General features: G+C 67.4%; 16 protein-coding genes and 1 pseudogene. 13 read left to right on the top strand and 4 right to left on the bottom strand.

Annotated elements, in window-relative coordinates; translation table 11 throughout:
- The first annotated feature begins 49 nt into the window (after positions 1-49).
- The 8 genes from Vse01_RS20665 to Vse01_RS20630 all read left to right on the top strand — a co-directional run bounded on the left by Vse01_RS20665 (position 50) and on the right by Vse01_RS20630 (position 6,763).
- Positions 50-700, top strand: a complete 651-nt coding sequence (locus Vse01_RS20665; RefSeq protein ID WP_170863527.1) for a diguanylate cyclase domain-containing protein — start codon at positions 50-52, stop codon at positions 698-700.
- Positions 697-1,035, top strand: coding sequence for a hypothetical protein (locus tag Vse01_RS20660; RefSeq protein ID WP_139233196.1), 339 nt, complete (start codon positions 697-699; stop codon positions 1,033-1,035). The genes Vse01_RS20665 and Vse01_RS20660 overlap by 4 nt, the downstream gene beginning before the upstream one ends.
- Positions 1,036-1,288: 253 nt before the next feature.
- Positions 1,289-2,635 carry a hypothetical protein gene (locus Vse01_RS20655; protein ID WP_093407888.1) on the top strand — a complete coding sequence of 449 codons (1,347 nt, stop codon included), beginning with the start codon at positions 1,289-1,291 and terminating at the stop codon, positions 2,633-2,635.
- A gap of 121 nt (positions 2,636-2,756) precedes the next feature.
- Positions 2,757-3,782 (top strand): ArdC family protein, encoded by a 1,026-nt coding sequence (locus tag Vse01_RS20650; protein ID WP_093407890.1) that lies wholly within the window; start codon positions 2,757-2,759, stop codon positions 3,780-3,782.
- Between the two features lie 138 nt (positions 3,783-3,920).
- Complete coding sequence (locus tag Vse01_RS20645) at positions 3,921-4,487, top strand: hypothetical protein (RefSeq protein ID WP_093407894.1); 567 nt, start codon at positions 3,921-3,923, stop codon at positions 4,485-4,487.
- A gap of 556 nt (positions 4,488-5,043) precedes the next feature.
- A complete protein-coding gene (locus Vse01_RS20640; RefSeq protein WP_093407896.1) occupies positions 5,044-6,153 on the top strand; it encodes a hypothetical protein in 1,110 nt (369 codons plus the stop codon).
- Positions 6,150-6,485 (top strand): hypothetical protein, encoded by a 336-nt coding sequence (locus Vse01_RS20635; protein WP_093407899.1) that lies wholly within the window; start codon positions 6,150-6,152, stop codon positions 6,483-6,485. Before Vse01_RS20640 ends, Vse01_RS20635 begins: the two co-directional genes overlap by 4 nt.
- Positions 6,482-6,763, top strand: coding sequence for a hypothetical protein (locus Vse01_RS20630; protein WP_093407901.1), 282 nt, complete (start codon positions 6,482-6,484; stop codon positions 6,761-6,763). Before Vse01_RS20635 ends, Vse01_RS20630 begins: the two co-directional genes overlap by 4 nt.
- Positions 6,764-6,825: 62 nt before the next feature.
- Here Vse01_RS20630 and Vse01_RS20625 read toward each other — a convergent pair.
- Positions 6,826-7,604 (bottom strand): annotated as a pseudogene (locus Vse01_RS20625) (transposase family protein).
- Positions 7,605-8,005: 401 nt separating this feature from the next.
- Between Vse01_RS20625 and Vse01_RS20620 the strand changes: the two are divergent.
- Together Vse01_RS20620 and Vse01_RS20615 are read left to right on the top strand one after the other, a co-directional pair.
- Positions 8,006-8,458, top strand: coding sequence for a hypothetical protein (locus tag Vse01_RS20620; protein ID WP_139233197.1), 453 nt, complete (start codon positions 8,006-8,008; stop codon positions 8,456-8,458).
- Between the two features lie 447 nt (positions 8,459-8,905).
- A complete protein-coding gene (locus tag Vse01_RS20615) occupies positions 8,906-9,280 on the top strand; it encodes a hypothetical protein (protein ID WP_198413220.1) in 375 nt (124 codons plus the stop codon).
- A gap of 330 nt (positions 9,281-9,610) precedes the next feature.
- On the opposite strand, the gene Vse01_RS20610 is transcribed toward Vse01_RS20615, so the two are convergent.
- From Vse01_RS20610 to Vse01_RS20600, 3 genes are all read right to left on the bottom strand, one after another.
- Positions 9,611-10,669, bottom strand: coding sequence for a hypothetical protein (locus tag Vse01_RS20610; RefSeq protein WP_139233198.1), 1,059 nt, complete (start codon positions 10,667-10,669; stop codon positions 9,611-9,613).
- Positions 10,648-11,661 (bottom strand): CBS domain-containing anti-phage protein, encoded by a 1,014-nt coding sequence (locus Vse01_RS20605; RefSeq protein ID WP_139233199.1) that lies wholly within the window; start codon positions 11,659-11,661, stop codon positions 10,648-10,650. Before Vse01_RS20605 ends, Vse01_RS20610 begins: the two co-directional genes overlap by 22 nt.
- 84 nt (positions 11,662-11,745) lie before the next feature.
- Positions 11,746-12,525: a transposase family protein gene (locus Vse01_RS20600; RefSeq protein ID WP_093407904.1), complete on the bottom strand. Its 780-nt coding sequence runs from the start codon at positions 12,523-12,525 to the stop codon at positions 11,746-11,748.
- 1,356 nt (positions 12,526-13,881) lie between these two features.
- Between Vse01_RS20600 and Vse01_RS20595 the strand changes: the two genes are divergently transcribed.
- The 3 genes from Vse01_RS20595 (at position 13,882) to Vse01_RS20585 (ending at position 16,549) form a co-directional block, all read left to right on the top strand.
- Positions 13,882-15,147, top strand: a complete 1,266-nt coding sequence (locus tag Vse01_RS20595; protein WP_170863528.1) for a DNA-processing protein DprA — start codon at positions 13,882-13,884, stop codon at positions 15,145-15,147.
- Between the two features lie 137 nt (positions 15,148-15,284).
- Positions 15,285-16,037 carry a hypothetical protein gene (locus Vse01_RS20590; protein ID WP_093407911.1) on the top strand — a complete coding sequence of 251 codons (753 nt, stop codon included), beginning with the start codon at positions 15,285-15,287 and terminating at the stop codon, positions 16,035-16,037.
- The gene (locus tag Vse01_RS20585; RefSeq protein ID WP_139233200.1) at positions 16,034-16,549 is read left to right on the top strand and encodes a hypothetical protein; all 516 of its coding nucleotides are present in this window, start codon (positions 16,034-16,036) and stop codon (positions 16,547-16,549) included. Before Vse01_RS20590 ends, Vse01_RS20585 begins: the two co-directional genes overlap by 4 nt.
- The last annotated feature ends 87 nt before the right edge of the window (positions 16,550-16,636 follow it).

Below are 16,636 nucleotides of genomic sequence, written 5' to 3'. Positions count from 1 at the left end.
GGCTGCCCTCGACACCTCCCCAACCCTGGGGATTGGAGGTGTGGGCACCGTGTCCACCCTGACGCAGATCACCGTCCTCCTGACGGCGATCGTGATCACCGCATCTATCACCTACCACCTGGCCCGGCTGCGCGCCGCCGGCCGTTACCGAGCGGCCGTCGCCGCCGCCCTGCACAGCCTCCACCACGACGACCTGACCGGCCTCGGTAACCGGGCGGGCTTGCACGCCGCCCTGGCCGTCGCCGGACGACCCGTCGCGGTGATCCTGATCAACCTGGACGACGCCCGGACGTTCGTGGCCCGCTTCGGCGACCGCGCGTTCGACCAACTGCTCGTCCTGACCGCCGGTCGCCTCCACCACGCCGCGCAGGCCGCCGGCGCACAGGTGTTCCGTCTGCGCCGCGACGAGTTCGCGGCCATCATCGACGACCGCGCCGACGCCGCTGGTCTGGCCGCGCGGCTGGTCGCTGCCGTCGCCGAACCGACCGACCTCCAACTCGCCGGGCCGCCCGTCGCGGTCACCGTCACCGCCTGCGCCGGCGTCGCGTCCCTCACGCCGCACCAGGAGGCCGCGCGGCGGCTGGCGCTCGTGCACGCCGACCGCGCCCTGCGCGCGGCAAAGCAGACCGGTCGCGGGCACACGACGGTGTTCCATCCCGCCACCACGCCCGGCACCACCGACGGCGGACCGGTCCGATGAGGACCCGCCGGCCGGTCGGCTGCCGCCGTCGGGCGCGTAACGCTGCGGTAGTCGGCGGGGACGTGTACGGGCTGATCGACTGGGACGACGCGCCGATCCTGATCGTCGGCAGCAGCGACCAGGCGGTGAAGCGGGAAGCGATCCGGATCTTCGCCCACACCCTCGCCGACACGGGCAGCCTCACCGAGGACGCCCCGGACTTCACCGACCGGTATCCGCTGCCCGATCCCGACGGCCCGATCACGGCCATCGACGACTGGCTGACCCAGCTGCGCCAGGCAACCGCCATCCCCTGGTTCGCCGTCCTCGACGACGAGGTCGTGATCGCCCGATAACCGCCCCACCACGCCAGCCTCACCGCCACCACCGGCGGGCATCTGCCCCGCGCTGAGGCGCCGCCCGCCTGACGGTCCACGCCGACCACGTCAGCGACCCACCAGGGGCTGGTCACCGCCAGCCCAGAACCCATCCCAGTTTGACCCCTTCCGGGGATCGTGCCGGCCGTGTGCCGCAACCCCGGGGGGTGACCCCGGGGTGGGTGCACGGCACGGCGCGATGCCTGGACTCCGCACGAAAGGACACGGAGCCATGATCGAGCCATCCACGCAGATCCAGGCCCTGCTCGCCGCCGTCTCTCTACGGCCGGCCGCCGCCGAGGGAATGCGGACGATAATGCAACGCCAGTCCGAGTTCCCCAGCCAGACGCAGGCGCAGCTCACCGGCATCGCCCTGGACCCCTACGGCCGCGAGTTCGCCGACCAGTTCCTGGACACCTACTGGTCCGACGACCAGCGCCACCACGACATCATCAGTGCCGGCGGCACCGACCGTGAGGTCATCATCGGCAGCGGATTCCACGCCGCCACCTACGCGGCGGTCCGCGTCCTCGCCGGCTACCCGAAGCCGCTGGTGCTGGAACGCCACCAGCGCGTCGGTGGCACGTTCGCGCTGACCGCACGGCCGACGTTCTGGCTCAACTCCCGCAACCGTGCCGGAGGCGCCGGACCCGCCGGCGACCAGGGGGTGAGCCTGAACTACCTGCCGGGCGCGCCGATCCAGGCAGCAGACCTGTCCATGATCGAATATCAGCCGAACACGGACATGGCGTTCGTGATCCGCCTGGCGCTGGCCCAGTTCGCCGACGTGGTGACCAACGCCACCGTCTCGTCCGTCAGCGCTGCCGGCACCGGTGCCAAGATTGAGATCGCGGGCAAGGCCCCGATTCTGGCGGGCCGGGTCATCGATGCCCGCGGCGTGGGCGACCCGATCCAAGATGGCGCCAACGGCACCACCGTGCTCACCTTCCGGCAGTTCATGCAGCGGATGGCCGGCATGTGGCCGCTGCGTGGACTGCGTCGCGTCGCGGTCGTCGGCGGCGGTGACTCCGCCAAGTGCGCCGTCGAGTCGTGCCTGGGCCTCGCCCCGCAACCGTTCATGGCCGCCGCCGCCCTCGACCAGGTCGACCGCATCGACTGGTACGCCGAGGACCTGCCGACAACCTGCGAGCAGTGGCAGACCGACATCCGCAGCAGATACCAGGCCACCGGCCGCTACCTACGGCCGGACCGCCGCGGCGTCCAACGACTCACCGTGATCAGCCGCCGGGTGCGTCCCATCGCGCTACCCGACGCCGCACTGATCGGCGGGCGCACCTACGACCTCGTCATCGTCTGCACCGGCAACCGCGAGACACCCATCGACGGACTCGACCTCGCCTCCTTCGACCAGTACACGGCCGCCGACGGCACCGTCGTTGCCCGAACGCACTACACGCTGCCCGCGTTCCGCGTCGGCCCCCACGCCAAACTTCCCTTCACCGCCACCGAACGCGCCGACGGCGTCGCGGACATCACCCCCAACGCGGTCTCGATGTTCCGCACCGCACCCAAGACCGCCGCGCTGGCCGCGACTCTTCCCGCACCGACCCGGAGCTGACGCGCACATCCGTCCGCGCTCCCGCAACACCCGGGCCGCAGTCCCACCTCGTGCCTACGGGCCGGCTGGGGCTGCGGCCCCAGCCTGTCCGCCGCCACGTGGCGGAGACAGGAGGGCCACCATGGCCATGACAGCCGAGCAACGCGACGCGTTCCTCGAACGGAGCAAAGCCGAGTTCGACGCCCGGCTGGCGCGCCTCGCCGCCGACCCCACCGAGTGGGTCACCTTCATCGAGGAAGCGGCCGTCTTCGGCGCCCGCTACAGCCTGCACAACCAGTTCCTGCTCATGCTCCAGGCCGCCGAGCGGAACATCGAGCCCCGCTACTTCCTGCCCTACGGCAACAGGGACGGCACCTCAGGCTGGAAGGCCCTCAACCGGCACGTCCGCGCAGGCGAGACCGGGTTCCTCATCTGGGCGCCGGTCACCCGCCGGCCCACCGAGGAGCAGGTCCGCGAGTGGGAGGCCGCCGGCCGCACCGTTCGACGCGACCCGGACGGGCGCCCCGCGATCCAGGTCGTCGGCTTCCGGGCCACCAGCACCTTCGACATCAGCCAGACCGACGGTGAACCCTTTGAGGTGCCCACCGTGCGGCGCCGCCGCCAGGTGAAGGCCGCCGGCGGGAAGACCGCGCAGCTGCTCACCGGCGACGACCCCACCGGCGCCTACGACGACGTCGTCGGACTGATCCGACAGGCCGGCTACGACTTCGCCCTCGCGCCCGCGGGCAGCGCCCACCTGGGCCGCGCGAACGGGGTCACCGTCAAGGGCAACGGTGTGCAGGTGGTTCGGGTGCGCGACGACGTCAGCAGCGCGCAGCGCATCAAGACCAGCCTGCACGAGTTGGCCCACATCCGGTGCGGGCACCTTGACGACCTCGACCGGCAGGACCTGCTGCACCGCGGCCGACGTGAGACCGAAGCCGAGAGCGTCGCCCACCTGGTGTGCCGGTTGCTCGGCCTCGACACCCAGGCTTACTCCGACGCGTACGTGCTCGGCTGGGCCGACGGCAATCTCGCCCTGATCCGTGACTGTGCGCAGACCGTGCTGCGGGTGGCCAAGACGATCCTGCGCGACCTCACCCCCGACGACGCTGACCTCACCGCGGCCGCCGGGCCTGGGCTCGCCGTCGAGGCGCAGCCCGTCTGACCGGCTGCCGCCGACTGGTTCCTCATCCACCCCGTCGACATCTCATTCCGCGCCGGCCCGGCCGGCACCGGGCGCACGCGCCCGTCCGCATGCCGGCAGATCGTGCACACACATCCCGCACTCGTTAGGAGCATGAATATGCTGTCCCCGCAGATCACCCTCGCGCTGCCCGAGGTCGTCACCGGGATCGAGGAGAAAGCCGAGAATCTCGGCTGGGACGCCCCACCGGTGCTTCTCGCCCTGTTCCACCGCCACCTGGTCACGGGCTCCCCGTTGCACCTGATCGAGGTGGAGCCCTCGCCGTTCGCTCTCGACCTGGAGCCTGGCTCGGACTCCGGCCTCGCCGGCGTGTTGAGCCTGCTCGCGGGCTTTATCTGCATCCCCGAGAACGCACTCGAGCTGACGGACTGGCTCGACGCCACGCACCGCACGTTCGTCGGGTACGCGCTGGTGTTCGAAGGCTTCCAGTACACGCCGTACGCCGACTACACCTACGGCGACATCAACACCGTGCCGGCGATGGCCGACGCCGAGGTACGCATCATCGCCGCCATCGACACCGACGGCCGCTGCTACGAGACCAGACGCATCCGGGGCGAAGGCCCCCAGCCGATCACGGTCCACGACGCGCTCACGCCGAACCGCCTGGCCGGCGCCATCCCCGACGTGCTGAGCCGACTCGTCACCGCAACCCACCACCTGTGACTGGCAGCGCCCGTCGAGGGCCGATTGTCGAGTCTCATCTGGCGCCACCCGTCCCGGGTGGCGTGTCGCATGTCCCCCAGGAACTGCTCCTGCCTGAGACCGCCGACCTGCAACGGCTGGTAGCACCGCGACGCACACCGCCGTCTGCCGGCGGTGGAGCCGGTATTCCCTGGCCCGCGACGAGGCAGGCATCCGTGGGCGGTGCCGCCCGCGGCGGCAGGCACCGCATCCGTTTCGAACCGGCCGGCCCCATGGGGGTGTGCACTGAGATCAGCTCCTTGCTGCCAATGGACGCGACCCTGTCTCGTCGTCCGGGCCCGATCCCCTCTCGGGTGTCACTGCTCGCGAGGATGTTGCGCCTTTCACTCGCTGCGATCACGTGCGGTACTGCGCCGCATCCGCTCTGTTGCGTAGGCTGCTGCGGATCGATCACGACCGGCGATCAGGATCAGGGGGAGGGTTCGTGAGCGCGGCACAGATCATCGCGCAGGTGACCGCTGCAACCGGGAAGCGCGATGAGGCGCAGTCCCAGCCGCCAGGCGTGGAGGCGCGATAAGTGAGCGGCTTCTACGTGGACGTCAACGGCATGGATGGCGTATACAACGTGCTGCACCGTGCGTCGCAGGATGCCGCCGAAGGGTTGCACTACATGACCCGACACTGCGACCTGACCTTCGACCAAGAGGGTCTTATCTTCATGCTCGCCGGCCCCCATCAAACGGCCTACCGTCGGATGAGCGAAGGTCTGGAGCGGCTCAAGAAACTCCTGCAGAGCGCCGCGACGCAAGTGAATCTGGCCCAGGGTGAGTACGTGACGTCTGACGCAGACGTGGCAGCCGATCTGGACCGAACCTACCCCGGCGCCAGTGACCCTTCCCGTCTTCGCGGCACGCTAGCTGGCCCGACCCGGCCGGACCTGTGGCCTGCGGCTGTCCGGTCACCTTTCGCCGACGTGGTCGAGCCGACAGCGCGGCTGGTGCCTCCCAGTTACATCACTGGCGTCGAGATGTTCCACATCAACCCGATGTCTGACCTGCTCAGCCCCGCCGCCTGGGTGCGGCAGGTCAGCGTCTGGTTGTTCGGCAAAGACCCGTTCGAGAGCTGGGGAAAAGCCTTCAGTGGCGACTGGAACTCCTACGTTCACTGCGCCGCCGCATGGCGAATAATCGGCAACTCGATGGATGACATCGGACGCAACCTGATCACCGGCGCAGCGGACGTATCCACCGTGTGGCGAGGCAACGCTGCGGAGGCCGAGCAGGAGTACCAGCTATCGGTCGGCCTGGCCGCCCGTGCCCTTCATCCCGTCTGTGACCAGTACGCGGATCTGTACAGCAAGGCAGCCGAAGCGGCTAAGCAACTCTACTCTGTGGTCACAGGGCTGATCAGCAAGCTGATCGACGTGCTGATCGTCATCAACGCCGCTGCCGCTGTCGGCACTGCCACGATCAAGACCGGCGTCGGTGCCGTTATCGGCTACAGCGTAGCCGGCTACTACGCCTGGCAGGCATACGACCTGTATGACGAGATCTCCAGCTTCTTCGGCAACGCCGAGATGGTTTTCAAGGGTATAGCCGCCTCGATCGAAATGGTCAAAGCCGGAATGGACGTGGCCTCGCTGCCCGATCTGGAGCCCTACCAGCACCCAGCCTTGGCGGACCGATGAACGACGACATCACCCAGGAACCCCTTGCGCGTGCCGTGCTCGCCAAGCTGGCACGCACCCGAGGGCCCGACGATCCTCTCGGCTCACTCGCTCGCACCGTCCTCAGCGGCGAGGCGAACCTTCAAACCGCTGCCTCCATCTCGTGGTACGGCACGGCATTGCATGCCTCGTTCGAGGAAGCTATGGCCCGGCGTGACACGATGTCGCCGCAGGAGCGAGCCGAGCACGAACGGCAGACTCGGTTGCTTCGCGACGCGGGTGACGACCTGACGCTGCTGGACGACGACGACACAGAGGACGAAGAGCGTCCTGAGGGAGGCCAACAGCGATGAGCGCATGGAAGCGGTGGAGGATCGCCATCCCGCTGCTCGGGCTCAGTCTCCTGTTGTTCGTGCCCGCAGTGTTCGGCGCATGGGCCTGGTGGTCTGAGAACAGCGCAACATACCGGACGATAACCGCCTTCATCTGCCTGGTCCTCGCTGGCTGCGTTGGCATCTCCCTGTCGATCGGGATCAAAAAGACCGAGGACGTGCCGTGGCTTCGCATCGGGCTCGTTGCGGTGGGAATTCTCGCTACCTGCGGTCTGGCCGTCGTCCGTCGATCAGTGTGAGCGGAAGCCTGCGCCACCAGGTGCAGGCTTCCCTGCCCACCTATCCGACAACTGAGCCCTTTTCATCCTGCGTAGCGGTTGGCGTCGACGCGGTGGAGAACGAGGATGGCCTGCACAAGCCAGGTCGCTCGCCGTGGGCAGCAACGCAGCTTGGCCAGGACCTTCCAGGTCTTGAGCGTGGCGATCGCCCGTTCGCCGCAGGCGCGGATCTTCGCGTGGGCGCGGTTCACGGCCTTCTGCCGGCGTGACAGCTTCGGCCGGGAGCGGCGCCGCGTGATCGGCGTGCGCACGCTTGCGCCGGCTGCCTGATAGCCCTTGTCCGCGAAGGTCATCACATCAGCGCTAGTCAGCGCCTCGATGATGCCGTGGGTTCGGGCTGCGGTCAGGTCGTGGACCGAGCCGGGCAGTGCCGGCGAAGCCCAGACGAGGCGGCCAGCCGCGTCGGTGATGACCTGCACGTTCACGCCGTGGCGCTGATGTTTTCCGGAGTAGTACGGCCTCTGGTCGGCAACCCGGTCGATCGGAATCAGGGCGCCGTCCAGGATCGCGTACGCCAGCCGGCAGATCCAATCCATGGCGGTGGCCAGGTCATCGGCGGTCACGCGAGCAGGGCTACAGCTTCCTGCACGTACCGCCATGCGGTACTCACGCCGACGGCGAACCCGGCAGCCAGGCGGGTGTAGGTATCACCCTTGCGCAGGTGAGCCAGAGCGTGCAGTGCCTGCCGTCCCGCGTCGAGGCGGCCCCACCTGGATCGACGCTGGTTGCGGTGGCTGCGAATACGGTCAGCGAGGTGGTTCAGGGTCCGGCTGGACAACGAGATCGTGGACGGGTAAGACAGCGCAGGCGAGGCTCCCGTGTTGGGGCATCGGGTTTTGGTCGATTTGCTGTCTTACCTGGAGCCTCGCCCTCATCGATCACCGGGCTACGCACACCGTCCCTGACCTGCAAGGTCAGGTTGGAGGAGGCTCACTAATATCAGGTCGTCGATGCCGTCGGCTTCCTGCCCGGGGGACGGCCCCAACCCGGGGGGTGCGGTCCCAATCTGTCGGCCCCTGCCAACCGGCCTCGATCCGCGTCGTTGAGCAGGCGTCGGCCGTCGTCGAGTTTCCTTCGGAGCCGGCCTTGGGCGAGGTTCGCGCTGGCTTCTCGCTGCCTCGGTCCGCCTGATGCCTCGCTTACAAGCCCCGGGCGCTACTAGCCGGCTGGACCGGTTGCGCTGACCCGATACCTTCAACGACCGTGACGATCGATGATCTAGGCAACCTCGGCGATGCAATCAGCGGCCTCGTTGCTGTCGTTCTCGGCATAGTAGCTTTGCTCGGCAGTCGCTCAGCTTGGGCAGACTGGCGAGCCCGGCAACAAGCTGAAAAGGAGCTGGCCGAGGAGCAGACGAAGGAGCTTCGCCTAAACCGTGAGAGGACCATGCGGGGCTGGATGCCAGGCGGGACTCAGGTCTACGGTGTTCAACTTGTCACGGAACCAGCGGAACTGTCTCAAGCTCTCGACGAACTGAAGGATGGCCGACCATCTGACTACGTGCTTCTACGGGTCAGCGAGTCCGAGGCGGGCAACGTCAACCGTGCCTACAGCCTGCGCCAGATGGTCATGTCACAGGGCTACGTCGCTCAAGCACCGTCGACCGCTGAGTACGAAGCGCTTCAGCGCGGTCGAGAGCTGACGAGCGGCAAGTGAATGAACCCTCCGGCGTGAAGGAATGATCAGCCGTCGATGACCTGGGCAAGTAGACGGGTGAGCTGCCGAAACGGTCAGTCACCTTCCGTGGGCATCTGGCGTCGGCCGCCCTTGTTGTCACCCAGCCCGACCGCCAGGCGGTGACGAGGGACTCGAACCCTGAACCCCTCCGGCGGCCTGTGGATCACCTCACGCCGGGTGGATCGGCGTCCTGACCTGGGCGGCGTCTCTTGTTGCCGTACAGCGGTCGAGAGCCTCTGTCGACCTCAGTTGTACCCGGCTTGTGCCCCGTGATCCCGCCGACGTCACTGCCTCCCAGAGTGGACCAGCTCGGCGGTGGCCCCCACCGTGTGCGGGGCGTTGGCGGCAATCAGCTTCGATAGAGTCACTCGGATAGGCCCCGGGGCGAGGAAGGCGCGGATGGGCAATCTAGGGAACTACCAACGGATGACGAGCCTCGCCAAGACGCTCGGTGGCCCGAAGGCGCTGCTGTTCGCGACTCTCGGCGGTGGGTACGTCCTCGGTAGAGCCACCGAAGCAGGTGGCAAGAGGGCGATCAAGGCGTGGATGGCCGCGCTTAAGAAAAGGAACACGCCATGCGAGACGAAGGGCCAACTCTTCAGGGTGGTCACCGACGGTGAGGACAGCGGATTGAAGCTCGGCGCTGGTGACGAGTACCGGGTTCTGGAGTGCGATGCCGATGCGATTCTCATCGAAGTCGTGAACAATCCCGACAACCCGTACTTCGTGTCCAGCGAGTTCTTGACGACGATCTCAGACTTCCCGGGTGAGGGCGCAGGCGAGGTGCAGACCGACGATTGATTCCCGGCCGCGACAGGACCGCCGGGTAGACGGGGGCGGCCCCATGCCCAGAGGGCAGCGGGATCTGAACCGGCGGAGAGGTTACCCCTCACACGCTTTCGAGGTCTGCGATCATCCGTCCAGGCCGGTCCGACAGTGCACATGACCAGCTGTTCGGTTGTCCGTCGGACCGCCATGGGACGACCGCCTACGGCAGCGAATGAGACCGCAGTTGAGACCACCCGTCGCCGACCGAGTGGCTGCACTTCCGCCCTGTACGACCGCGACCACTGTCGCCTTGGCGAGTCTCTTGATCCAAGCCGAGGTAACGCGCGAGGCAGGAACACACCGTCAGAATTTCTCGAACTTGGCAGCCACGCAATCGGCGCAAAGTGACAAGCCGCCGCGCATTGTGTCCGTGGGTGACCCGCAGCCGGAACATATCGCGATATCACCCGTCGGCGCATAATAGCCACACGCAAAGCAGGCCCAGCCGACTTCTTCCCCGCTGGCCGTGTAGATGTGGTCTACGAACGCTTCGGCACCACAGTTCAGGCAGGAGTAGATTGGCCAGTCAACGCCTTCGGCAGCATGACTGTAGCGGGAGATTTCCAGGATTGAGGCAGAGTACTCTTCCGCACACACCTCCCCATCAGGATTGTACAGACAGTAAAGACATTTGGCTGCATGGCCACTTGGCAGAACGAGACTCGCCTGGCGGCAGGCCGGACAATCAAGAACAACAGGAAATCCGGTCAAGCTTCCTTGGAGCGATCTCATTCGTTCCTGAACGAGTACCTGGATCCTCCCGATCGCCTCCCTCACTCGCCCGAGCGTCTCATCGATCAAACGCGCCTCCTCGATAGGCGCTTCTGGCCTCAACTCCTTTTCGATGAATTGAAGAGTGAAGTCAAGGCCGCGAGCGACCACGACCCTTACTCGCTCCGGCGTTTCGCCGCCGAGGCTAAAGTGGGCTGCTCGATTCCGCAACTTCTCCACATCTTTAATGCGCCCAACAGCCTTGCTGTCAGTGACGACGTCAGCAACCGCAGCTAGCCGCTGCAAAGCCTGCGCAAGCGAGATGCTCTTAAAGTCTCCTGATTTGAACGCAGCTTTACTAGGAACGTTCGCGTCGGCAACGACAAGCGTCCAGTGTTCTCGAGCAAGTCTCGCCTTGACGAGCGTCTCCGTGCTCGCATATAGGTGCAACGCCGCATACTTCAGGCTTCGGTTATTTGACTTTGCAAGGTGCTCGACAGAGCTCTCAAGGAAGTCAAGCCCGTTGTTGACAACGCCCCAGTTAACGTCCTTCAACTCACCCCTCCAGCTGATAACGCTACGACGCCCGAGCATCCTGGCTCGCCGCAGGCCGTGACCGCCTTGGGCGATCACATGAGCTTTCGGATCCATTGCGCGAAGTTTCGTAGCTTCGAGACGCTTTCCTCATCCAGTGGATCTGGACTGAAATGCATAATGTCGTTCCGAATTCCACGAACCTCATCTAGGGCCTCAATGAACACCTTTCTGTCTAGTTGCCAGTTGAGTCGCCCCCATCGTTCCGGATTTTCCAGGAGCCACTGATACTCACCGAAAGTCAGGTGAGCCGCCTCGCTGACGACACGGTTTGCGTCCTCGGGGTCGACTATCTGAGACAGTTCCTCGGCAGAAAAAGCCCCATCAATTATGGTTCGAAGCCGTCTTTCAATCTCACCAATAACGAAGAAGGGGTTTGCCGTGCGGGAGAACTCTTCGCTCAGATCTGCGGTCGTTACGATTCCTCGAATCCGCCTATCTTTAGCTTGCACAAACACGAAACCAGCCCCAATAACGCGAGGAATCTGCGCCAACAGGTCGTCGTCCTCGCGCACCACCTCCGCGGCTGTAGTCACATCCGCAAGAGTGGTGCTAATGCCCCGGATTTGCGCCTGTGCGATCGATTCCCAGCTTACAGCCCCCCTGAGATCGCGCTCACCAGAAAGCACTGCGAGCTGCGAGTATCCATAGCGGAGCATCAGCGCTTGCGCTTTCTGGACATCGTCCTGGGGTGTTACAGAAACGACACCCGAGTTCGCCGACCCCAAGCTGCCGACGCGGAGATATATGTCGGCCTGTGCGTCCTGCCCTGCCTCAATGGGAGCCACCTCCGGCACAGGCACAAGTGGTTCTTCCGGCTCAAGCGGCACAAGCCTTACCGTCGAGTTAATCCAGACATCAGTAAACGGCGGTATGGTCTGGAGTCCTCGCCTCTTCAACGAGCGTTGGACCTGCTCAACGATCCAGTATCCTCGACGCTTCGCTCCCCAATAACCGATTAGGTCCCGTACCGTAACTTCAACCGGGCTGGAAGTGGACATTTCCTTCGCCTCGGCCAAGAACTCTTCACGGCCAGCGCTCATGCTCATCCCCGCACCTCGTCCCTTGTGAGTGGTCACACTAAAGGACGTCTCGTAACTCGGTGAAGGCGTTGCCTGGCAACGGTGGTGGTGTCATCCGAGCAGGATGATGTTGTGGAGGTGGGCGATGCCGGAAGCGGTGTCGGTCAATGTGTGGGCGGCGCGGCGGTAGTCGCGGAGGATCTTGAAGGTCTTCATGCGGGCCAGGGCGTGTTCGACCTGGGCTCGGACGGTGCGGTGGTGTCTGTTCAGGTCCTTCTTCCAGTCGGGTAGTTCGCTGCCGTCGGTGGGTTTGCGGTACGGGATGATCACGTCGGGGTTGCCGCGGTAGGCGCCGTCGGCCATGACTGGTCGTCCTGCGAGCTTGGCGTCGATGCCGGAGGTGCGGTAGACGATGGTGTCGTTGCGGTTGCCGGGCTGCGGGTCACCCAGGGCCACGACCAAGCGGGTGTGGGCGTCGATGGCGACCTGCACGTTCGTGCTGAAGCGGTAGTTCTTGCTCGGTGCCGCGAGGCGGTGGTCCCGGGTCGGGATCAGGGTGCCGTCGACGATGGTGATCTGGTCGACCCGACGCCGCCGGACCGGGGCCAACGCGAGCAGCGGGCCGAGGGTGTCGATGACCCGGTGCGCGGCGGAGTGCGACACCCCGAACAGCGGGCCGATCTGCCGCATCGTCAGATTCGTGCGCCAGTACGCGGCGACGAGCAACACCCGATCAGCCAGATCGAGCGACCACTGCCGCCCCGGCCGCCCGTCCGCGATCGCGTCACCGCCGCGTTCAGCGACCAGCCTGACCAGCCTGCGGAACTGCACGGGCTGCAGCCCGGTGAACGGGAAGATCCACTCCGGGCGGGCTGCCGAGATCACCTGCACCCCAACATGATCCATCATGGACGGCCGACGGAGTTACGAGACGTCCCTTAGGCAAGGGCATCGAGCGGAGCAATCGGATGTTCAGGAGGGGCCCTGTCAAGCGGGGCCCGGAGATCGCGAAGATCCTCTGCCGCGAGAGGGCAACCCGACGAGTCGCAGTCCCCGGTGACCTCCGGCGTCGCACCGAACGCCAGCGTCAGACGATGAAAATAGCTCACTGTCTCCCGCTCCAACGCACGAGGTCGCTCCGCGCGTACAGGTCGGGCGTTCCCGTCCTTACCTCTCGGGGTGGGGACGCTGCCTACCCTGCCCTGCAGCCGTTTCTTGGCTGCGTCGAGCTTCCATGGGATGACTCCCGCCTCGGCGGCCTGCCGCAGCGTCAGGAAGTCCTCCGGCAGTGCCTGATAGGCCGCTGACCTGGGATGTCTACGGGGACCGGGGACAAGCCAACTCCCGAGCCTCGGCAGCGGTCAGGTGGGCGACCTGTATCTCTGTCGCCTGTCCACCGATCACCATCTGCCAGCTGCCAGCTGCCAAGCGTCCGGGATACCCGGGGCATGGCTGCCTCGGCAATCAGCACATCTTCCCGTTGTTCGCCGTGTACCGGCCAGGCAAGGGATGCCGACGTTCTCCCGCGCCTCGGGTCCGCCGATGGCGCGTGCGGTCAGTATCTGCGCGATGGCCAGCACGTTGACCTTGGCACTGCGACCCATGAACAGCAGATTGGCCAGAGCCGACACGGCAAGGGGACCGCTTCGGGTCACCCTTGCCGCGTACGTCCGTCCAGAAGTTGACCAACTGCCCGATGCTGGCCTTCAACTCCTCGGCGATGACCAGCCTGCAGGGACCGGGATCCCAGTCTTCCGGCTCGTGCAGTGCGACGTGGTTGCGCTCGTTGGCGAGAACATCAGCGCGGACCAGGGCCTCATGCATCTGCGCCGGCCGCGTGAATAGTCGACCCCGGCCAGTCTGAGCGCCCGACGGTGCGAGCACTTCGGTGAAGGGTGGCGACGCGGCCGCCCCGGGCGAGCGCCTGCACGGCCACCAGCTCGGCGTGCACGCTCTAGCCCGCGCCTGTCTCGGCGCTGACGGCGATGGGTGGGGAGTCGTCGCGTAGGGACAGGATGACGGGCCGGTCGCCCCCACCTTGGCCGATGTAGAACACCCATTCAGCCTGCCGGGAAAGTGCGCGGCGACCTGGTCCACACCAACCGGGGCCGGCGGGCGCTTGCGCACGGTCCAGACCGCCCGTGCGCCTGGCCTTCACCCTCGCCGACCTCGGCGGCCGGCCGCTGCCCGACGCGGGCCACATCACCGAAGCCCTCACCCTGCACCAAGGAGACCACCATGCCCGCCATGACTGACCCGACGATTGCCCGCGCCGTGCTGGCCCACCTGACCACGCCCGGCAACCGGCACATCCACACCCTGGTCCACCACGAGGGCCCGCTGGCCGTCCTGCGGCGCCTGCTCACCCGCGACCTGCCCGCCGCCGCGATGCCGGCTCCCGTCGGGCATCTGTCCACCGTCGATGAGGGGCAGGTCGCCAAGACGGTTATCGCCGACACCGCACGCCTCGGCGCGCGGATCGTGACACCGCACGACGCAGAATGGCCCACCGGATTGCACGACCTTGCCACCGCGGGTCACACCGCCGACGGCGTTGATCTGCCCGCGCCGCCGCTGTGCCTGTGGGCGCGCGCCGACCGGCCCCTGCCCGACCTGCTGCACCGTGCGGTCGCTGTCGTCGGCTCCCGCAGCGCCACCTCCTACGGCCAGCACGTCGCGGCAGAACTCGGCCACGGGCTCGCCGAGCAGGGCTGGACCGTTCTCAACGCCGGCGGCTACGGCATCGACGCCGCCGCGCTGCGCGGCGCCCTCACGAGCGGACCCCACGCCGCCGTCGCGATGCCCGCCTGCGGGCTCGACCGGCTGCACCCCGTCGGCAACCGGCCGCTGTTCGACCGGCTCGACCTGATCAGCGTCTGGCCGCCGAGCAGCGACCCCAGCCGCACCCGAACCATGCTCAACCAGACCTGGTTGGCCGCCCTCACCTGCGGCGCGGTCCTCGTCGAAGCGGCCCCCGGCAGAGGCCGCGGCATCCTCGCGCGGGCGCTGGCCCTGGGCAGACCGGCCGTGGCCGTGCCGGGTCCGGTCACCTCCGGGCTGTCCGCCGGCTGCCACCAGGCGCTGCGCGAGGAGCCCCGCATCCGCCTGGTGCGCGACGCCGCCGATGTCATCGCGCACATCACCCCACCCACCAGCCGCCCCGGGCAGGACCGGGATTTCGTCACGACGTGGGAGCCGGGGTGGGTGGCGCTGCCTGGGGTCGGCGGCCGGTACCCGGCGCTCGTGGCCGACCTGACCGGCCCGCAGGGTTGGCCGATCGCCCGGTTCACCGCCGACACGATCGCCCGGATCGCGGCCGACTGCGATGCGCACGCGGCGCGGGTCGGCGAGGCGGTCGGCACCACCCGCATCCGCCTGGTCGACGGCACCGTCCGCCAGACCGAGCGGGCCGGCACTCCCACAGAGTCGACCAGCACCATCACGGCCTACGTCGACGGCTACTACCTCCTCGACGGATGGAGCTGGCAGGTCACCGACCCGCCCCCGGCGTGAGCAGCGGCCTGAGCCGCGATCTGCCTGATGTGCCCGGGCAGCCGCTGCCCTACATCCCGGGCACCCCGGCAGGTGCGCGCCGGAACCAGCACCCCACGCCCACGCCACACCTTCGACGTCAACCTGGAAGGAGCACGGTGGACACATCCCAGGACTGGCAGGAACTCCTCGACCTCACCACGGCGTGGGGCGAGGCCAGCCGCCGCAACGACACGTCTTTGCCCAGCGACGACGACCTGTGGGCATACGCCCGCCGCCACCGCCCCGGGCTGCCCGCACCCGTCGACGACCTCCTCGTCGACGACCTGCGGGACGCCTTCAACGCCGGCCGGCGCCCCCACCTGATCGACCTGGACGTCCTCGTCGCCCACCTGGCCGAGCAGGGCCGTCCGGCTCTGGTCGCGCACAGCGGCGGCAACACCGCCACCCTCTACACCGGCAGCCGCTACACCGACCGTCTCGGTGACACCCGCTGGTCAGTGTCCGCCGGGCCGGGCTGGTTCGACGCACCCGGCCGCCGCCGGCCCGTCGCGGACACCAGTGAGTTCACCATCGGTCCCGACGACGAGGACAGCTGGTGGTGCGTCCGTGTACCCGAACACACCACCACCGCGGAAGTGTGCGCGCTGGTCATCGCCACCATCGACGAGGTCGAGGCGCGGCGGGCCCGGCTGTCCGCTGCCGCGTCGGCCGCCGCCGGCGCCATGGTCAGGACGGTGGCCGCACGGTATCCGGAACTCGGCACCGCCATGCCGGATCCCGGTCGTGAACTCGTCCGCGACGTCGGCGACCTCATCGCGGACTGGCTGCACGCCCGGCTGCCCGCCCTGCGGGCCGCCCCGCCCACCATCACCGACCGGCCAGACCGTCCGGAAGGGAGGAGATCGTGACGCGGCCCGCTTGTGGCACCTGTGCCACCCCCGGCGGTGTGCGGGACGGTCGGCCGTGGTGTGACACCTGCCGCATCTGGCTTGTCCTCCACGAGCCGACCGGCCAGTGGGTCAGCTACGCCGACAATGCGTCACGGGACCGTGCCGCCGAGACGGCACGGCGCGTCGCCGCCTCCGCCCGGCAGGTCACCGACAACCTGCCCCGGGTCCACACGATGCTGCCAGAGGGCTGGACCGCCAGACCCCATCAGGGAATAGACGGCGCCCTGTACGCGATCGCCATCGACGCGCCCGGCGGAGTCATCGACGCGACAGCCTATCTGCACCCACCCACCGACACCTCCGGCTGGCAGGTAACCGTGCACAACCGGGTCACCGGGGTCGGCTTCCCCTCCTACACCGACGGTGGCGCCCGCGCGGCATCGTTCGACACCGTCGAGGCCGCCGCCACCGACGGAATCAGGCTACTTCGCGGCGAGATCCACGACCTGGCCTCACGCCGGCCCCGCTGACCGGACCAACCTGCCCACAGTCCAGGCAGAGGTACCGGCGTGCCACGGTGTCCGTGACCACAAACCCCCGTCGGCCCGATGCCTGCT

This window comes from Micromonospora sediminimaris (genome assembly GCF_016863575.1).
Taxonomy (GTDB): domain Bacteria; phylum Actinomycetota; class Actinomycetes; order Mycobacteriales; family Micromonosporaceae; genus Micromonospora; species Micromonospora sediminimaris.
Note: the sequence above shows the minus strand (reverse complement) of the source record. Positions and strands in the feature narration are given on the sequence as shown.

Coding starts and splice junctions, on each gene's coding strand:
- Vse01_RS20660 (WP_139233196.1), top strand. CDS start 697: ATGAGGACCCGCCGGCCGGTCGGCTGCCGCCGTCGGGCGCGTAACGCT.
- Vse01_RS20655 (WP_093407888.1), top strand. CDS start 1,289: ATGATCGAGCCATCCACGCAGATCCAGGCCCTGCTCGCCGCCGTCTCT.
- Vse01_RS20650 (WP_093407890.1), top strand. CDS start 2,757: ATGGCCATGACAGCCGAGCAACGCGACGCGTTCCTCGAACGGAGCAAA.
- Vse01_RS20645 (WP_093407894.1), top strand. CDS start 3,921: ATGCTGTCCCCGCAGATCACCCTCGCGCTGCCCGAGGTCGTCACCGGG.
- Vse01_RS20635 (WP_093407899.1), top strand. CDS start 6,150: ATGAACGACGACATCACCCAGGAACCCCTTGCGCGTGCCGTGCTCGCC.
- Vse01_RS20630 (WP_093407901.1), top strand. CDS start 6,482: ATGAGCGCATGGAAGCGGTGGAGGATCGCCATCCCGCTGCTCGGGCTC.
- Vse01_RS20615 (WP_198413220.1), top strand. CDS start 8,906: ATGACGAGCCTCGCCAAGACGCTCGGTGGCCCGAAGGCGCTGCTGTTC.
- Vse01_RS20610 (WP_139233198.1), bottom strand. CDS start 10,669: ATGGATCCGAAAGCTCATGTGATCGCCCAAGGCGGTCACGGCCTGCGG.
- Vse01_RS20605 (WP_139233199.1), bottom strand. CDS start 11,661: ATGAGCATGAGCGCTGGCCGTGAAGAGTTCTTGGCCGAGGCGAAGGAA.
- Vse01_RS20595 (WP_170863528.1), top strand. CDS start 13,882: ATGACTGACCCGACGATTGCCCGCGCCGTGCTGGCCCACCTGACCACG.